This is a genomic window from Pseudoteredinibacter isoporae, assembly GCF_040372805.1.
In the GTDB taxonomy this organism is placed as follows: Bacteria; Pseudomonadota; Gammaproteobacteria; order Pseudomonadales; family Cellvibrionaceae; genus Pseudoteredinibacter; species Pseudoteredinibacter isoporae_A.
The window spans coordinates 63174-79986 of record NZ_BAABWJ010000005.1; the positions used below are offsets into that span (position 1 = coordinate 63174).

Here is a 16813-nt window from a genome sequence, read left to right on the forward strand (position 1 = left end):
AACTGAGGACAGTCGTAAGACAGTTGCTGAAAGCACTCGCCTGATTTTTTCAATTCCATCACCTGATCAAAATTCAAGCAAACCCAAATTAGGCTGAATGACCGCTGAATATCAGCATTGCCAGACTCGTCCCTTGAACTGATTTTCATGCAAACTTCGCAATAAAGTACTACTTTCTTCTGCATTTAGTACCAGAATGAATTATTTCTTGTATTCTTAAATAGGGATAACTAAAGTAAATCCCTGATACTGTTGGATGAGTAAGAGGCTTGCATGACTAAGCTTCAAGACTGGTCTCTTGGATTTGGCAACGACGCCAAACTTAAATTAGGCCAAAACAATAGCGACTTGGAACGCGTGTTATATCAGGCTCTTCGATATAAGCACGTGCTTGAAGCTCTTCTGAAAATCACCGATGTCTTTGTCTATATAAAAGATGCCCATCATAAATTTATGTTCGCCAGCGATGCCTTTGCTCGGCTGAGCGGCCACTCGAGTTGGCAGGAACTCGTCGGCAAAGATGATTTTGATATTTTTCCAGAAGAACACGCCAAGGTCTATTTTGAACACGAAAAAGGCGTCATCAAAAATGGTGAAACCCTCGGTCAACACGAAGAACCCTACTTCAATCTCGACGGCGAACTAGGCTGGGTTTGTACCACCAAGAATCCGGTTTTTGATGATGACGGCAATGTTGTCGGTCTTATTGGCATCAGCAAAGACATTACCGAGATGAAAAAACATCAGGAGATCATTGCTCACCAAGCCACCCATGATTACTTAACCGGAGTTTATAATCGTAAAGCGTTTTACGAATTTGGTGAGACCATGTGGGCCAGATTGAAACGTGAACACACCCCTTCCAAGCTGTTGTTTATAGACCTCAACGACTTCAAAACTGTAAACGATCAATTCGGTCATCAGGAAGGCGATAAAGTACTCTGCCTGTTTGCCAATATTTTAAAAAGCGAGTGTCGAGATTCAGATTTGTTGGCCAGAATTGGCGGAGATGAGTTTGTCCTTTATATGAGCGGAGACAAACAGGCTGCCCACATTTTGGCAGAAAGATTAATTGAAAAGATCAAGCGGCGATCACTGCGGGGCTGCAAGATCAGTATAGGCATCGCATCGAGTGAACAGGCCCGAACCCTGAGTGAGCTTGTGCGCTATGCCGACGAAGCCATGTATTTTGCTAAACGCAGCTACACTCAGTCGTTTTGTTTTTACTTGGAAAGTGAATAAACTGACCTGTCTATTCCTTAACGTAAACTTTAAAGTTTTCACGCATTTGCCTTTCCAGCTTGCGCAAGCGAGTAATCATTTCACTATCCAGCTCACAACCTTCAGCCAATAATATCGAGCCATTACTCGCCACTAAATCCCTCTGCAGAACCATGCCAACACCGACCTCATCCAGGCTGAGAAATTTATCAGCGGCTTGCCTCAAAAGCATCCCAAGTTCGGTTTCCAATGAACACAAGTGCTCAACCACTACCGGATCGTAATACTGACCGGATAATTCCTTGAGCTTGCCCAACGCTTCATCAATGGCCAACTCATTAGGCACAATTAAGCCCTGACAATAAAGAAGCAAATCGGATACGGCACAGAGAATTTTAGAGGATGTTCCTATTTCGCTGGCATTGATACCGAGGGGATAGCCACTGCCATCCAGATGTTCTTCTCTCTGCGATAGAATCCGGGCCGCACCTTTTAACGGTGGCATACTGCTCATCATACTCTCTGCCACGCTGATGTGCGTTTGAAACATTCGCTGCTGCTGAACATCAAGTTCCAAATACGGTGTTTTGATCAATGTATCGGGAAAGCCGACTTTCCCAAGGTTTCTGAAAATTCCTGCGTAAATCAGGGATTTGGTTTCGGCATCGTCAAGGCCAGACTTCTCCGCCATACGCTTTAATAACAACATCAGGTTCTGCTTGCTCATCAAGCTTTGCCCCATTCGCTGTTCAATTAAACTGGAGAACAACTGGGTTGTTTGCTGATAGCTTTGCTTAATCTTGCTAACGGAAATTTGCAGCTTTTCATTGCTTTCGACCAAGGCCTTGCTGCGGGCTTGCACCTTCGCTTCCAAATCGTCGTTCAGTGCTTTTAATTGTTCGTTTTGCTCCAGAACGGTACGTTCCAGTATGGCTGTGCGTTGTTTATTGTGAGTGATCTCAATACCCTTGCTGATAATGCGCCGTAATCGGTCATCATCCCAGGGCTTTTCCATATAAAAATTGATCTTACCCTTATTGATCGCCCCAATAGTGGATTCCAGGTCTGAGTAGCCGGTTAGCAGAATCCGTTCCGAGTCTGGCCAACCATTCGCCACCTCGCTGAGAAACTCCGCCCCATCCATGCCAGGCATGCGCATATCCGAGATTACGATATCAGCGGCTTGCTCAGAAAGCATTTCAAGTGCCTTGTGCGCACAGGAGGATGTTCGAATGTCGCAATCCATGTCGAACAGCAAGCGTTGCAAGCTATTCAGAATGGCTTCTTCATCATCGACAATCATAATCTGAATTGCCGGCAGCGAAATCTCTGCAACTGCGCCTAAATTGTCTTTTTCGGTATCCATGCCTCGAAATTCTCTTTGGATTTCATGACCTTAGTATAAACGGAATAGGAAACTTCGCCATCCTGTTTGCTATTTATGGTATTCGTCATACACTTAAGGCGTCGCAACACGGAGGCTGTGCTATGAAGGGAGTAGTATTTACTAATTTGGCCGAAATGGTCGAAGAAAATTACGGATTGGCAACCTGGCAAAATATCCTTGATGCCGCGCAACCCGCGTCCGGAGGTATTTATGTGGCTACTGCGCAGTACGACGACGATGAGTTGGTCGGCCTGGTTGTAGCCGCGTCCGAGTTACTGAATGTCCCCGTGCCCGAGTTGATACGCCTCTTCGGCCATTATCTGTGGACTTTTTTCAAGAAAAACTACCCCAAGTTTATCAGCGATCATGACAATCTATTCGACTTCCTGGTTTCCGTGGATTCCGTTATTCATATCGAAGTGAATAAGCTTTACCCCAACGCCTCCACACCTGACTTTGATTACAATGTCGATGACCGTAATCAGCTGATAATGTATTACCGCTCCCCACGAAAACTGTGTCACCTGTCCGTCGGTTTGATTGAAGCGGCGGCTGAGCATTTTGGGACCGATATGACGCTTGAGCACCCCGTCTGCATGCACGAGGGCTCGGATCATTGTGAGTTAAGGGTTTCTATGGGTAATGGATGAGCTAGAACTCTATAAAAAAACCTTAGCCCGAGAACGCCAGGCAAGACAGCAAGCCGAGTCCCTGCTGGAAACCAAGGCTCGCGATATCTATGAAGCCAATCAAAAGTTAGAAGCTGCGAATGCCCAGCTGAAGCGCCAGCAGAGAGAAATGGTCAAAACCGAAAAGCTGGTTGCGCTCGGTACCCTGTCTGCGGGCGTCGCCCACGAAATCAACAACCCTTTGGCGTTTATTAAAAGTAATATTGGCACTCTGGAACGCTACTTTCATTTCTACCAGCAGCACCTTCCTGATACGGATAGTGGCCAGGCGGTCGACATCAATCGTGCGCGCCTGGAAAAACTGAAATTTATCGCCGGCGACTCTGAGGCCATATTCAAGGAATTAAAAGAAGGGGTTGAGCGGGTGCAAACTATCGTCGCTGACCTGAAGTCCTTTGCCCGATCGAAATCGAAAGAATTCAATATGGCCAACTCCAATGAAGCCGTTCTTTCCGCGATACGCATCACCAACAATAAAGTGAAGTACCACTGCGAGGTTCACACGGATCTGGCGGATTTGCCACCAATCATGTGTAATTTAAATGAGCTCAGCCAGGTTTTTATCAATCTGATCATCAACGCAGCCGATGCCATTAAGGAAAATGGTCTGATTTCGATACACAGTTTCGTTGAAGATGGCCACATTCACTATAAGGTCAAAGATAACGGTAAAGGCATTCCGGAGAAGAACCTCGACAAGATTTTCACCCCTTTTTACACCTCTAAAGAAGTAGGAAAAGGTACTGGCTTGGGATTGTCGGTGTCCTACGGAATCATTGAAAACCTGGAGGGTACAGTCGAAGTTAACAGTGAAGAGGGAAAAGGCACTGAATTCCACATCCGCCTTCCAATCGAGCGGGATATGCCCGAGGAGCCCTGATCCCAAGGCTCCTATTTTCCATTGCAAAATGCGAAACCCGTGCCTCTCGTTCTGCAAGGGTGATGTAAGCCCCAAAAAAATTATCAGTAAAAACAACAGCTTGTAGGTTTTCTGTCTCTATGGCACAAAACTTGCTACCGGTCTGGCAAATGGAACCGATAAATCGCCAACGGAGCCTTACATGAATCTCAACACCCTCCTGACAGCAGCCGCTTCACTGCTATTTCTCAGCGCTTGTACCCAGCACCATGGTTTAGGCCTGCCTGACAACAGCCGTGATACCGATCAGCGTCATTTCATGTACGGAAGCCAAGTGGACATTCCCAATGGCCAATTTGGACCTGAACCCCAGTGCGTCGCTCGCCAACAGAACGCCAAAAATCTTGACCGCCGCCCTCTTCCCTTGTCACCCGTCTTAGGCCCCGGTGACTTGCTGGAGATAGACATTGGCATCGATAAAGCGCTCTCGGGACACTTCATTATCGCGGATGATGGCTACCTGCACCTGGCGATGCTTCCTCCGGTGTTGGCCGCCGGTCAGAACACCCAGCAATTGGCCCAGAAGCTGGAGCTCGCCCTGATCAAGGAAGGCATCTACAAAGCTCATGCGCTCATGCTAGATGTGCGGGTATTGCAGTGGGCGGCGATCGACATCACTGTACAAGGTTCGGTTTTTGAGCCTGGCCGAGTCCGAATCAACAAAAAATCCAAAGACAGCGTCACTGAAAGCGCGTTGCTGGCGCGTGGCGATTATGCGCCACTGCGTTATTTGTCCGAAGCTCTGCGCGCAGCGTCGGGCGTGCGTCCCGATGCCGACTTGAGCAATGTTCAACTCAAACGTGATGGCTGGACATACAGCGTGAATGTTGCCGGGATTGTGAGTGGGGATTCATATGAAGACATCCCTCTGCTCGCCGGTGACAGCGTTTGGGTACCCAGCACTGGATGCTTGCAGGAATACTTGATTCGCCCCAGCATGATTACCCCTAAAGGAATGCGCGTATTTCTGTCTAACTTAAGCGAAACCGCGTCCAACAATTCCAATGCTGCCATCGGTAGTTTCAGCAGTAACCTGCCCTATGGCTCGCGCTTATTGCACGCGGCCGCCTCAGCAAACTGCATGGGCGGTGCCAGTTTAAGCAATGCTTCTCGCAAAATTATTCTTGCCACGCGCAACCCCTTTACGGGTAGAACGCAAGTCATTGAACGCTCCATCGAGGAACTGTTACGCCATCCGGACCGAGATATTCTGAACCCCTATCTCATGCCGAATGATGCCATAGCCTGTTACGACTCGGACATCAGCAATGCGCGATCGCTGGCTCGATCACTGCTGGATATTTTGTCTCCGATCAAGTTGCTATAACGGGAAAGTGAGAACCCCATGAACTGCAGAGAAACACAGCATAAAAAATCCGCGTCAACGCGTCATACGCGCGCTTTGACGCTGCTGTATTTTCTGCTGCTTAATCTGCTGCCGATCGTCTTTGCTGGCTTGTACATGATGAAAGCACCGGTGTTTGAAAGTGAGATGTCGGTTCTGTTGCCGGGCAAGGCGGGCAGCAGCAACGTCAAGCTGGAAAACGTGGGCCAAGTCAGTTCCAGTTCCACATCACCGTTCAGCCAGCAATTTAATCCTCGCGCAAACTACAAATCTATTTTGCAGAGTACGGATGTTGCCAATAAGGTAAAGCGTCAACTCAATCTCGCCGAATTACCACCCGCCCCCAAGGTGAAACTGGTTCAGCAAACGTCGATCATAGACATTTCTGTGCGCTCTACGCTGGCCGATCATAGCCAGGAATTGTCCTGGGCCTATTTCTCAGCGTTACAGGAGCGCCTATCCGAATTGCGTGAAGATGAGCTTGATCGCCGCCAGGCCAGTACACGCAAGGCTCTTTCTCAACAGCTGCGTTCCTTAAACGAGAGCCGTCAGCTGCTGTTGAACTTCCAACAACAAGCCATGCTGGTCGACAAAAAAATGATGGACGAGCAAATGAGTCTCCTGGCTGAAGTGCGTTCCAAAAAGACCAATCTTCAAGCCCAGGCAAAACGCATGCAGTTTGAAGTCGACCGTCTCAGCAAAGATCTGGGGATCTCTCCCTTCTTGGCCGCAAGAGCCCTTAATTTACAGTCTGATATTCGTTTTAATGTGTATCTGGAAGAGCTTTCTATCGTTTCGGTCGAATACAATGAACACCGCGCGAAATTCGGGAAAAACCACCCCAAAATGCGTTCAGTACAGCAGCGTTATACAACAGCTCGTGCCAATATTCGTAAGCGCAGTGAAGAAATTGCCGGAGAATACTCAGCCGAAATTTTGCAAAACACTAACTTGGGCACCAGTCAGCAACTGGCCACACTGTTTGCCAAACTATTGCAGGACAATGCCGAACTGGAAGGTTTGAACGCAGAGTTATCTCAGTTGGAATTGGCACATTTACGCCTTGAAGATGAACTGCGCCTGTTGACCCGAGAAGCCTCGGAACTTGAACGTTTGCAACGTGAACAGCAACGCGCCGAAGCTGTATATAACTCAGCCGCTGCACGCCTGGAACTGAACCAAACCGACATCTATGCGTCCTACCCAATTGTTCAGTTACTGGCTGCACCCAGTACCGCTATCAAACCTATTAGCCCCAGCCCGCTTATCGCCATTCTGGCCGTGATTGTAGGCCTGCTCTTACTCAACACAGGGGGGCTGGTGATATGGCAAAGACAAGCAATCATCCGCTTCTTGTTGAAGAAAGAGTAATCCTGATCGCACTGATAGCGACCTGGCCTGCCTATTTGGGGGGATTGTTGTATGTGCTCGGTTCCATGATCGCTTGGGTTTTATTGGCTCTGGTGTGCTTGCGCAGTTTGGTCGAAGGTAACGCTGTCTATTTTCGAACTTCCCCATTGTCATGTCTCTGGATCTTGGCAATGGGTTTGATGTTGCTGTGCTTGTGGTACGCCCACATCGACTGGGAACTCGGGGCTGGAAAAACCATTAAGTCGAGCTTTGGTTGGGCAAAGGGATGGGCCCTATTCGCGCTGTTTATATTTCTCGGTTCGATTCTGCCCCTCACACTATCACGAATAAGCCGTGCCTGTTGCTGGGTTGCCTGCATGGGGGCGGCGTACGCCTTTATCTCGATTTTCGCCTACGCGCTCTCTTTACCCCAAAGCCTGTTTATTTCTCCGCTTCAATTTATGGGCGGTGGTGGTCCGGAATTTTTTGACGTGCGCTTGTATGGCATTAATCCCGAAACCGGTTGGCCGCGCTGGTTTTTTTATGCGCCGTGGGCCCCGGCGGCTGGCTTGGTTGCGACGTTGATGCTCATGATGTGCGCCCGTGAGCAGCATTGGCTTATGCGCGGCCTCGGCATCGCATCCTGCGCACTCATGATCATTCTCTGCCAGTCCAGGGTGGCTTGGTTACTGTTGTTGCTCATTTTCCCCGTGTATTATTTTTCACGACTAACGAACCAACGATGGGTTTACCTATTACTGGGCGCAACAGTGCCAGTGATGATTCTGTTTTCCGCTGACGTTTTAGAACTTCTCAACAGCACCATGGACAACATTAAAAACTCGCGGCCCGATTCCACTCGAGTGCGCGCAGAACTGGCACAGATTGCCCTGCAAAGTTGGGAATCTGATGCGTATCTGTTCGGACATGGGATCGTTATCGCAGGCCCTAAAAGCGTGGAATTCATGCCGATTGGCTCTCACCATAGCTGGTACGGGCTTCTCTATGTCAAAGGCTTGATTGGACTTTTAGCTTTCGCAACCCCTCTGGTGCTCAGCCTTTTGTACTTGTTCTGGCGGGCTAACGCCCACCCCGATATCGCGACCGGCTTTGCTCTGGTGGTCATCCTTTGTGTATACAGCTTCACTGAGAACCTCGAGATCCTGGCTTATTTGATTTGGCCCGCTTTACTCTGGATTGGCGCCTGTTTAAACCCGAGGCGCGAGTTTCTATCGCAAATTACAAAGACTGAGGCCCAAGGCCACTTGCAAATTGCAAAGTAATCATTCTCACTCGCACCTGCAAACATAGATCGATCAAATATTTCTTTAAAATCAACGACTTAAAAATATTAAATTGTTGGTATATGGCTTGCAATAACCCCTTTGAAATATGGAATTTGGAGGTGGTTTATGAGTAAGGCATTTTTATACGGCTACTATGGCATGCACAACGCGGGCGACAACGCCCTACTACTGGCCTCTGCCTGGGGCGCTAAGCACTACTTGCACGCCGAAAGCTTTACGGTAAATTCCCCTGTACCGTTCAAACTCCCAGTACTGGGAGCGGTCGAGCGTTTGATTAGCGAGAAACAGCTCTTTCGCGGGCAAAATCGTTTGCATCAATATCGCGCTGCCTGGACGAACGATCATCTCATTTTTGGCGGTGGCAGCGTGTTGCACTGCGCCCGGGACATCCAGCATATGCGCCACCTCTGCAACCTAAACCAGGGACTGTCTCTCGCCTTGGGCGTGGGCATTGGCCCCTTTAAAAATGTTGCCGCAGAACGTGAGTGTAAAAAACTCCTTGAACGTTGTGATTTTATCGGTCTGCGAGACAAGAACAGCTATCGTGTGGCTAAGGAGCTAGCGCCCAATGCCCGTACAGAACTGACCTTTGACTTGGCTCCAATGCTACTGAGCATTCCCAATTTGGCGGCGACTTCCTCTTCGGTTGATAACGCCGTAGCGGCTCCCCACATCAAACGCGAGTCCGGTGACGCCAAGCGACGTGGCATCGGCGTTGCACTTTGTCCGGTTGAACGTTTCAAAGGAGATTTTGCTTCCGAAACTTATCGCCTTAAAGCCTTGGCCCGAAGTCTTGCGCTCGTTCATGCGCTTACTGGTGAGCCAATTTACCTTTTCGACTTCAACGGTCATAACACACTGGGTGATGGCCCGGTTCATAAACAGCTGAAGCAACTGATCCCCGATAAAGTGCCCGTTATCTACTACCACTACCAGAGTAACCCGGCGCTCATTATCGAAAAATTTAAACGCCTGAAAGCGGTAATTGCCATGCGTTTGCACGCGGCTGTTTTTGGCTACCTGGCCAACACTCCAACGCTCACCTTGTCGTACCATTCAAAGTGTGACGGCTGGAACGATCAGATTGGTCTGCCCGCCGCCCATCGCTTTAATGCCTTTGCTGTTGACGAAATGCAGATGCAAAAAGTTTTACTGGATGGTCTGTCTGATGGTTTTGACAAACCAAGCCTGAGTCATTCCCAAGCGCTGCAGGAATCCTTGAAAAATTTTAGTCTCGATCAATTCTCGATGGAGGAAGCCCTATGTTTACACCATTAAACATTACCGTTGTCATCCCCCTGTACAACAAAGCGCACACGATTATAGACACACTCGAATCGGTGATTCTGCAAAGCCGACCCGCCGATGAGATTGTAATCATCGACGATGGTTCCAGTGATGGCTCTGTTGAACGACTGGAAACGTACCTCCGTGAACAGCAGAGCAGCGGACAGGCTTTTGATTGGAAAAAAATCCGCCTTGCTCGCCAGGAGAATCAGGGGGTGTCCGCCGCGAGGAATCACGGCATTGAACTCGCGCGGGGAAACTATATTGCTTTTCTGGACGCCGACGATGCCTGGCTACCCCAGTATCTCGAACAAATCGAACGTCTGTATGTGGAAAATCAGGGCTGCCCCGTATTGGCAACGGCGTATCAGTACGAACTGGCCGACAATGAATATCGCCAGGCACGTTATCGTTTTGACGGTCCACGTCGGAATTACTTTGCCATGGTTGCCCGGGGGGATTTGCCCTTTAACTCATCCAGTGTGTGTATCGCCAAAACCTTGCTACAAGAACTGCAAGGCTTTCCTGTTGGCCAGCGAATGGGAGAAGACCAGGAGCTATGGCAACGTGCAGCGCTGTGTTCAAAAATTGCGTACTCGCCTCTGCAGTTGAGTTTGTACCGCATTGACGTTGCTGACCGGGCTTGTGGCAGCCAGCCCGAGCAATCGGAATGTGCCTACAGCTTGCAACTCTGCGAACTCGCCGAGCGTTTGCCGGAACATTCCCTTTTGCGCGATGAACTGATCGCCTGTAGCGTAACTCACTTACGCCAATTGGCCCGCTTGAATCTTCAATCCGGGCACCCTGCGACAGCCCGTAAACTTCTGAGTAAAGCCTTCCGCCGTGTGAAAGACAGTAAAACCGCGTGCTATTTGGCCTGGGCCACTGTTGCGGTATGGAAGCAACAAGCAGGAACACTGCTGAGTGTTTGCAGCGCCCTGTTTTCAGCAAGTAAAACCTCCACCCATAAAGAGCGTTTGTCTGAGTTGCGCTATCGTCGTCGCTGGCGCCAGACCTTAAACCAGCAAGAGCAGTACTAGCTGGAAGCTTATTCAAGGCATTAAAAAAGGGGCTTAAGCCCCTTTTTTAATGCGCCTCGCTTACCCACTTTGCTTCGGCTTGGCCAAGCTGGCAAAGGCCAGCTCACGAACCGCACGATAAATAAAGCCTGGAAACAATGTGAGGAAAGCACCGGCAATCGTCACCAGGGTTCGACCAGGCTCCTGGAACAGAACCGAAATATTGCAGCAAAGAGAGCGACCCACATAACTCAAAGCCGCGATGCTCTGCTTATTCATAACCGCTCGACGAGCCAGATAGCGAAGCTGGTACGCCTTCGCTAAACGATAATGTTCTTCGTAAAAGCTCTTAAAGCGAACACGATGCTTACTGATCGCCGTTTCCCAACTACTGAGTTGCTTTTCCAAATTGCAGGACAGGCCTTCGCTGTTTACGCGGTAGTAACACAGCGGGCGATCAATGCCTTCGATTTCCCACTGGGTACTCAGAGCGAGGCGTAACCAGCAATCTACATCTTCAGACTGGCGCAGCTTCTCATCGAAGAAAAACAGGCGATCATCGCCTCCATCATTGCTTTCAAAAAACGCAATCTGATTCAAAGCGGCCCGACGCAACACGGGTGCGGAACCATTACCTATCGGGTTTCGACAGAAAATGTCACGCGCGCTAATCTGTTTCACCTTGGGATGTTGGCCTATTCCCAGCTCCCGGCCGTCTTCATCAACAAACAGTGATGCGGAATAACTCAGACCAAGATTGGCCCGGCCTTCGAAGTGGTCGAGATGCGCCTGCAGTTTGTCCTGGTGCCAAAAGTCATCTGAATCGAGAAATGCGATATACAAACCCCGACTGTGACGGATGCCAGTATTGCGGGCTGCAGACAAACCGCCGTTTTCTTGCTGCACGAGACGAATACGACTGTCCGTATACGCTTTCACCTTACGTACAGTACCGTCGGTGCATCCGTCGTCAACGCAAATAATTTCATAGCGTTCAAACGTCTGATCAAGAATAGACTGAATGCACTGATCTATGTACTTCTCGACATTGTACATAGGCACTACAACCGAAAAAATCGGTGGGCTATTCATATTCATATCGACCTCCCAGGTGTCTTAATGTCATCAATGAAACGGTGCTTACGCTCATGACCAACATACTCAGAGCAGCCAGGCTGTATACAAAGCAACTGGCAAATTCATGGGCATTGTTAACATCAGCGTACAGTAAACTCAGGCTCAGGCCGGCGAGCACCAGCAGCTGAACGATCAGCTCACGGGTAAATTGGGACAAACAACGCAGGAACAACAAACTGGTATCAAGTAATAAAATGGCCACACTGGCGAAACACAGCAAAGCAACCAGAGTGCTGGCGTTTTGCCATTTTTCACCAAACAATAGCGGCACATACATATCAGCTGCCCATGACTGGACTAAAAACAAACTCGAAATAATCAGCGCAAAACCATAGGCACTCAGTAAGCCTTTCGCTGACAACCCGGATTGAACCTGTCGAGAAAGATGAGGGTACAGAGCATGTATATAGGCGTTACCCAATGACTGGGCTATACCAATGGCAGCATTCCTGGCAAAACTGTATAAACCAAAGATTTCCGGGCCCAACACTCGAGCAGCGATAAACACGTCACAACTGCTGCGCAGCTGTTTGCATAACTCAGAAACAAAAACCCGACTGGAAATTGTCAGCAGCTTTAACGAATGTCTTACCGTCAATTTGAAGGGGTAATCTTGATCGGTGTATCGGTAAAACAACACACACCACAACACTGCTGAACTGATTTTTGCCACAACCACACACCAGGCGTCCTCTGTGTATATGGCCACCAATGCACAACTGAGGTCTTCCAGTACCACACACACCGTGCTCAGCAGCGCGTATTTTTTCAGTTGCTGGTGACGATGCAAAAGATTCACCCTTACCATCACCAATGGATACAACAGATGACTCACACTAAGAACCTGAATCAGAAACGCGACTGATGGCTGTTCAAAATACTGTGCAATCATCTCGGCCAGTGCACATTGTAAAATCACGGTAAAGAACGCAATGATCCAATTCAGTGCTGCGGCGTTTTCACACATCCACTTCAGCTCGTTTTCCTTGCACTGAATAATTAACGTTCCGCCGGCCAATCTGGAGAAGCTGCGAAACATCTCGTGACAAAGACCCACAAACACCATTGCACCGTACGCTTCCACACCCAAAGCACGAGCAATAACCATAATGCTGACCAGGCGACTGATACGATGTGCGCCCTCACCGCCTAACAGCGAAGCCAGATTCTGTACGAAACGTGTTTTAGTGCTGAGGGGTTGAGAATCCATATCCAGTCTCCTTTTTACAGAGACTTTCAATAATCGGGCCAAGGATAAAAACGGAGGCTAAGCCATTGTTTTTAAATGGCTTTACATTAAGAAGAGAATTGAATCCGGTGAAGATTTTGCATTTTGCAAGGCAGAACGGGAGGCCTGATAAGTCCCATCAGGCTAGCGACTCCACTGCTGCATTTTGCGATATAGCGTCGATGGGCTGACCTCTAACAGCGCGGCGGCACGCGCCACGTTCTGGTCACAGTGCTCCAGCGCCTGTTCGACAGCTTCACGCTCAACTTCACTCAGAGGCTTAGGCGTAGTGCGTATACTCGGCTGATCCAAAACCGCCGTTGCAACGCCGTTTGTGGCCATATGCCCCGTCGGCTGAGGTGTCGAATGGGGAGGCAGGGCCCCGCCGGCACTAATAGGCGGCTTCGCCCCCATCGATCGCCGGGCCAGAGACTCAAGCTCTTCGGGAGGAAGTTTCAAGGTATTGTTCAGGTCCGCGGCCGAAATCAGCTGTTCGTTGCATAGAATTACTGCACTGTTCACCGCGTTTTCCAACTGACGTACATTTCCAGGCCAGTGGTAGTTGCAAATCAGGGCTTCACTTTGCTCATCAAAGGCGACAACTAACTTGTCTTCCTTCGAGGCAAAGCTCTGTAAGAAGTTATTGGCAAGTAAAAGAGCATCCCATTCCCGGTCTCTTAAGGGCGGCATATCCACGGAGATAACGTTCAGGCGGTAATAGAGATCTTCCCGCAGCTGCCCGTCTTCTATCGCTTGCATGGGGTCACGGTTACACGCGCTGATAAAGCGAATATCGACGGTTTCGGTGCTGCCAGACCCCACCTTGGAGAAGGTTCCAGTCTGGATAAAGCGCAAAAGCTTCGACTGCAAACCGATATCCATCTCGCTGATTTCGTCGAGAAACAGGCTGCCGCCGTCCGCCATGCTCGCCAGCCCCTCGCGTTCTTTAACCGCCCCCGAGAAGGCGCCTTTCACGTGCCCAAAGATCTCAGATTCCAGCAACTCGCTGGGAATTGCCGCGCAATTCAGGGTTACAAGGGCTTTGTCAGAACGATTACTGCGCTGATGCAAGGCTTCGGCAACCAGTTCCTTACCCGTACCACTCTCACCGGTGATAAACACACTGGCATCACTGGGGGCCGCCCGGCTGATGATTTGATACACGCACTGCATAGCCAAGCTGTCCCCCACGAAGTTGTCGAAACCTTCGTGATTCAAGCAGCTCAACTGACTGACGCTGCGCTGGAGCATCAAACGTTCTAAAATCAGGCTGCGCAGGTAGATAGCTTGCTCCAGGCTGCTCAATAAGGCCTCGTTGTCCCAGGGTTTAGTAATGTAGCCCCAAATTCGTCCCTGATTAATGGCTTCCAATACGGTTTCTTTCTCATTCATACCGCTCATCGCCAGGCGAATCGTTTCTGGGTATTCGCTGGCCACCTGAGCAAGCAGGTCGATACCGCTCATCTCAGGCATATTGAGGTCAGAGACCACAATATCAACAGGGTCTTTTCGCAGCTTGTCCAAGGCTTTCAGGGGCGAATCGTAAAACAGGCAATTGGCGTCGCTATCGAACGTCAGGCGCTCGATAGCGTTCAAGATGGATTGCTCATCATCGATGAACAGTATCGTGTAGGGTCTGCGTCGTGCAATTGTATTGGGTTCCATACCTTGGGCCGTTAAAACTCGTTGTTGGCGCATTCAGTTTAGCTCAAAAGCCCTGGTTTCGCTTTATGAATGTCAACTCTTGCAAGCTGCAATGCAGAATGGAAATACACGCCACGACTTCTTTGGCTTTCTAGAAAAAATTTCAATAAAGTCTATAAAAATCAACAACATAAAAGAACATTAAAAACTGGAACGGCGCTTGCAACACCCCTGTTAAATCACAAAACAGGAGTTTGCCATGCACAGCAGAGATCGCTTAATTACCGGGCAGAACCCCCTTTGTAGAACCTTTGATATCGTCGCGGCCTGTACCGGTCTGCTTGCCTGCAGCCCAATCTATGCCTTGTCGGCCCTGCGCTCCTATTTCCGTTCAGAGTCCTGTCTGAGAAAAGAGATGGCGCTCGATGCATTGCAACGCCCCGTTCACCTCTTATACCTGCGCAATACCGATTATGCCGGCTGTGGGCTACTGCTCAGTGTTCTGCAAGGAAAATTGAGTGTCTTTGGAATCGATCGCCTGCCCGTGAACGCAAAACTCGAACGCCTTTCGATGGACCAGGAAACTCGCGATTGCGCCCCAGCGGCAGGAATTCTGAGCCTCGCAAACAGCCATCGTAATATCGGGCTGATTCCGCCGAATGAAAGCCTGGGTCTCGAACAACAGCTCGATTCTCTGCGCGGTTTTCGATATCTCAGCTCCCTGTTCCGAGCCGTGTTTACCCAGTTGTGTTTCTCAGGAGAAAAACTGCGCCGCCCCTCATCGTTCTATTTGTTTGGTTTGCGCATTAACAATGACAGCATGCAGGACGCTCTGAATTGGTTGTTCAGCCCTTACAGCGGTGAGTGTGAAACGGCTGTTTTTGTCAATGTGAATTCCATCAATTTGTCACATCAGGATCAAGAATTGAAATCGGCCATCAATCAGGCTGACCGAGTCTTCGCCGACGGATCGGGTGTACGTCTTGGCGCTCGCAAACAGGGTGTGCATCTGAAAGGCAACATCAATGGTACCGATTTATTACCTTTGCTGTGCGAACGTGCTCAGGAAAGCGGATTGAAAATATTTCTATTGGGCTCAAAACCCGGCGTTGCTGCGCAAGCCGCGCGCAATCTGTGTAAACGTTATCCCTTTATCCATATTGCCGGTGTTCAGCACGGTTATATCGACAACGATGACGATGGCCGCCAGAAAAAAGAACTGGTGGAAAAAATAAATCGCAGTCACGCAGACATTTTATTACTCGGCTTGGGTTCGCCCGAGCAAGAGCAGTGGTTGCAGCGTAATCGTAAACACTTACGTTGCCGTAAGGCACTCGCGGTCGGCGGCCTGTTCGATTATTACTCCGGCAACATTCCCCGTGCACCGCTGTTTTTACGCGAAATGGGTTTTGAATGGTTGTGGCGTTTAGCACAAGAACCGCGCCAGAAATGGCAGCGTTATGTGTATGGCAACCCATTATATCTGTTTCGATTGTTCCGTCTTAAGCGTAGCCAGTAAGGAGAAATAACCATGATGAATTCACGAGTAGATTTTCACTTTATTGATAAGCCAGGCGAGTTACTGATTCCCAGAAGCTGGCGTGCCCATCAAAACGGTCACCAGGGCCTGCCAATGTTTTTGCAGCAAAGCATCGCCTTTTTAATTTTATTGATACTAAGCCCGTTGCTACTGTTGATTATTTTGGCCATACGATTGGAATCTCAAGGTGGTGCCATCTATAAGCAGGTGCGCGTTGGCAAACATGGGGAGCATTTTGGTTTTTACAAACTGCGTACTATGTATACCGAAAACGATCCGAAGTATATTGCACCCAATGCCAGTGAAAGCAACCGTGAGGGTATCTGCCTGAAATTCAAAAAAGATCCACGCATTACCAGGCTTGGCTATTACTTACGTCGCTATTCTCTGGATGAACTGCCCCAGCTGTGGAACGTTGTGTGCGGCCAAATGGCTCTGGTTGGCCCCCGCCCTGCCCTTACCCGTGAAGTGGCGCAATACGCGTTAAGCGATATGGCTCGGCTAAAAGTTCTGCCTGGAATTACAGGTCTTTGGCAGGTATCCGGGCGCGCTGATATTGCATTCGACCAGCAGCTGGAACTGGACAAACGTTATATTGCTGAGCAGAGTCCAGTTAACGATCTGTTCATTCTTCTGCTCACTGTTCCCGCGGTTCTTTCTGCAAAAGGCGCTTACTGAGCGCCGCGTTTTCAATGGGTTCAAGTTCAGCGGCTTCGCGTATAAATTAGACATGTTTCTGC

14 protein-coding genes are annotated in these 16813 nt (G+C 49.3%); 10 read left to right on the forward strand and 4 right to left on the reverse strand.

What is annotated here, in order from left to right; genetic code table 11:
• Positions 1–273 precede the first annotated feature (273 nt).
• Entirely contained in the window at positions 274–1242 is a 969-nt protein-coding gene (locus ABWW03_RS11595; RefSeq protein ID WP_353408499.1) for a sensor domain-containing diguanylate cyclase, read from the forward strand.
• 10 nt (positions 1243–1252) lie between these two features.
• Here ABWW03_RS11595 and ABWW03_RS11600 read toward each other — a convergent pair whose 3' ends face one another.
• Entirely contained in the window at positions 1253–2587 is a 1335-nt protein-coding gene (locus ABWW03_RS11600) for an HD domain-containing phosphohydrolase (RefSeq protein ID WP_353408500.1), read from the reverse strand.
• 122 nt (positions 2588–2709) lie between these two features.
• On the opposite strand from ABWW03_RS11600, the gene ABWW03_RS11605 reads away from it, so the two are divergent.
• The 7 genes from ABWW03_RS11605 to ABWW03_RS11635 all read left to right on the forward strand — a co-directional run bounded on the left by ABWW03_RS11605 (position 2710) and on the right by ABWW03_RS11635 (position 10545).
• Positions 2710–3258 (forward strand): heme NO-binding domain-containing protein, encoded by a 549-nt coding sequence (locus ABWW03_RS11605; RefSeq protein WP_353408501.1) that lies wholly within the window; start codon positions 2710–2712, stop codon positions 3256–3258.
• Positions 3251–4177, forward strand: coding sequence for a sensor histidine kinase (locus ABWW03_RS11610; RefSeq protein ID WP_353408502.1), 927 nt, complete (start codon positions 3251–3253; stop codon positions 4175–4177). Before ABWW03_RS11605 ends, ABWW03_RS11610 begins: the two co-directional genes overlap by 8 nt.
• Before the next feature lie 181 nt (positions 4178–4358).
• On the forward strand, positions 4359–5543 hold the full coding sequence (locus tag ABWW03_RS11615) for a polysaccharide biosynthesis/export family protein (RefSeq protein WP_353408503.1): 1185 nt from the start codon (positions 4359–4361) through the stop codon (positions 5541–5543).
• 18 nt (positions 5544–5561) lie between these two features.
• Positions 5562–6932: a hypothetical protein gene (locus ABWW03_RS11620; protein WP_353408504.1), complete on the forward strand. Its 1371-nt coding sequence runs from the start codon at positions 5562–5564 to the stop codon at positions 6930–6932.
• On the forward strand, positions 6887–8194 hold the full coding sequence (locus tag ABWW03_RS11625; RefSeq protein WP_353408505.1) for an O-antigen ligase family protein: 1308 nt from the start codon (positions 6887–6889) through the stop codon (positions 8192–8194). The genes ABWW03_RS11620 and ABWW03_RS11625 overlap by 46 nt, the downstream gene beginning before the upstream one ends.
• Positions 8195–8323: 129 nt before the next feature.
• Positions 8324–9496, forward strand: a complete 1173-nt coding sequence (locus ABWW03_RS11630) for a polysaccharide pyruvyl transferase family protein (RefSeq protein ID WP_353408506.1) — start codon at positions 8324–8326, stop codon at positions 9494–9496.
• Positions 9481–10545 (forward strand): glycosyltransferase family 2 protein, encoded by a 1065-nt coding sequence (locus ABWW03_RS11635; RefSeq protein WP_353408507.1) that lies wholly within the window; start codon positions 9481–9483, stop codon positions 10543–10545. The genes ABWW03_RS11630 and ABWW03_RS11635 overlap by 16 nt, the downstream gene beginning before the upstream one ends.
• 60 nt (positions 10546–10605) lie before the next feature.
• Here the strand turns inward: ABWW03_RS11635 and ABWW03_RS11640 are convergent, their stop codons facing one another.
• From ABWW03_RS11640 to ABWW03_RS11650, 3 genes are all read right to left on the reverse strand, one after another.
• Positions 10606–11622, reverse strand: coding sequence for a glycosyltransferase family 2 protein (locus ABWW03_RS11640; protein WP_353408508.1), 1017 nt, complete (start codon positions 11620–11622; stop codon positions 10606–10608).
• Positions 11609–12871, reverse strand: coding sequence for an oligosaccharide flippase family protein (locus ABWW03_RS11645; protein WP_353408509.1), 1263 nt, complete (start codon positions 12869–12871; stop codon positions 11609–11611). The genes ABWW03_RS11640 and ABWW03_RS11645 overlap by 14 nt, the downstream gene beginning before the upstream one ends.
• A gap of 162 nt (positions 12872–13033) precedes the next feature.
• A complete protein-coding gene (locus ABWW03_RS11650; protein ID WP_353408510.1) occupies positions 13034–14587 on the reverse strand; it encodes a sigma-54-dependent transcriptional regulator in 1554 nt (517 codons plus the stop codon).
• 205 nt (positions 14588–14792) lie between these two features.
• On the opposite strand from ABWW03_RS11650, the gene ABWW03_RS11655 reads away from it, so the two are divergent.
• Complete coding sequence (locus ABWW03_RS11655; protein ID WP_353408511.1) at positions 14793–16052, forward strand: WecB/TagA/CpsF family glycosyltransferase; 1260 nt, start codon at positions 14793–14795, stop codon at positions 16050–16052.
• Positions 16053–16064: 12 nt separating this feature from the next.
• Positions 16065–16751, forward strand: a complete 687-nt coding sequence (locus ABWW03_RS11660; RefSeq protein WP_353408512.1) for a sugar transferase — start codon at positions 16065–16067, stop codon at positions 16749–16751.
• Positions 16752–16813 lie beyond the last annotated feature (62 nt).

Excerpts from the sequence above, each read along its gene's own strand:
- ABWW03_RS11655 (WP_353408511.1), top strand. The coding sequence starts at position 14,793 with ATGCACAGCAGAGATCGCTTAATTACCGGGCAGAACCCCCTTTGTAGA.
- ABWW03_RS11595 (WP_353408499.1), top strand. The coding sequence starts at position 274 with ATGACTAAGCTTCAAGACTGGTCTCTTGGATTTGGCAACGACGCCAAA.
- ABWW03_RS11645 (WP_353408509.1), bottom strand. The coding sequence starts at position 12,871 with ATGGATTCTCAACCCCTCAGCACTAAAACACGTTTCGTACAGAATCTG.
- ABWW03_RS11630 (WP_353408506.1), top strand. The coding sequence starts at position 8,324 with ATGAGTAAGGCATTTTTATACGGCTACTATGGCATGCACAACGCGGGC.
- ABWW03_RS11650 (WP_353408510.1), bottom strand. The coding sequence starts at position 14,587 with ATGCGCCAACAACGAGTTTTAACGGCCCAAGGTATGGAACCCAATACA.
- ABWW03_RS11660 (WP_353408512.1), top strand. The coding sequence starts at position 16,065 with ATGATGAATTCACGAGTAGATTTTCACTTTATTGATAAGCCAGGCGAG.
- ABWW03_RS11620 (WP_353408504.1), top strand. The coding sequence starts at position 5,562 with ATGAACTGCAGAGAAACACAGCATAAAAAATCCGCGTCAACGCGTCAT.
- ABWW03_RS11605 (WP_353408501.1), top strand. The coding sequence starts at position 2,710 with ATGAAGGGAGTAGTATTTACTAATTTGGCCGAAATGGTCGAAGAAAAT.
- ABWW03_RS11625 (WP_353408505.1), top strand. The coding sequence starts at position 6,887 with ATGGCAAAGACAAGCAATCATCCGCTTCTTGTTGAAGAAAGAGTAATC.
- ABWW03_RS11635 (WP_353408507.1), top strand. The coding sequence starts at position 9,481 with ATGTTTACACCATTAAACATTACCGTTGTCATCCCCCTGTACAACAAA.
- ABWW03_RS11640 (WP_353408508.1), bottom strand. The coding sequence starts at position 11,622 with ATGAATATGAATAGCCCACCGATTTTTTCGGTTGTAGTGCCTATGTAC.
- ABWW03_RS11615 (WP_353408503.1), top strand. The coding sequence starts at position 4,359 with ATGAATCTCAACACCCTCCTGACAGCAGCCGCTTCACTGCTATTTCTC.
- ABWW03_RS11610 (WP_353408502.1), top strand. The coding sequence starts at position 3,251 with ATGGATGAGCTAGAACTCTATAAAAAAACCTTAGCCCGAGAACGCCAG.
- ABWW03_RS11600 (WP_353408500.1), bottom strand. The coding sequence starts at position 2,587 with ATGGATACCGAAAAAGACAATTTAGGCGCAGTTGCAGAGATTTCGCTG.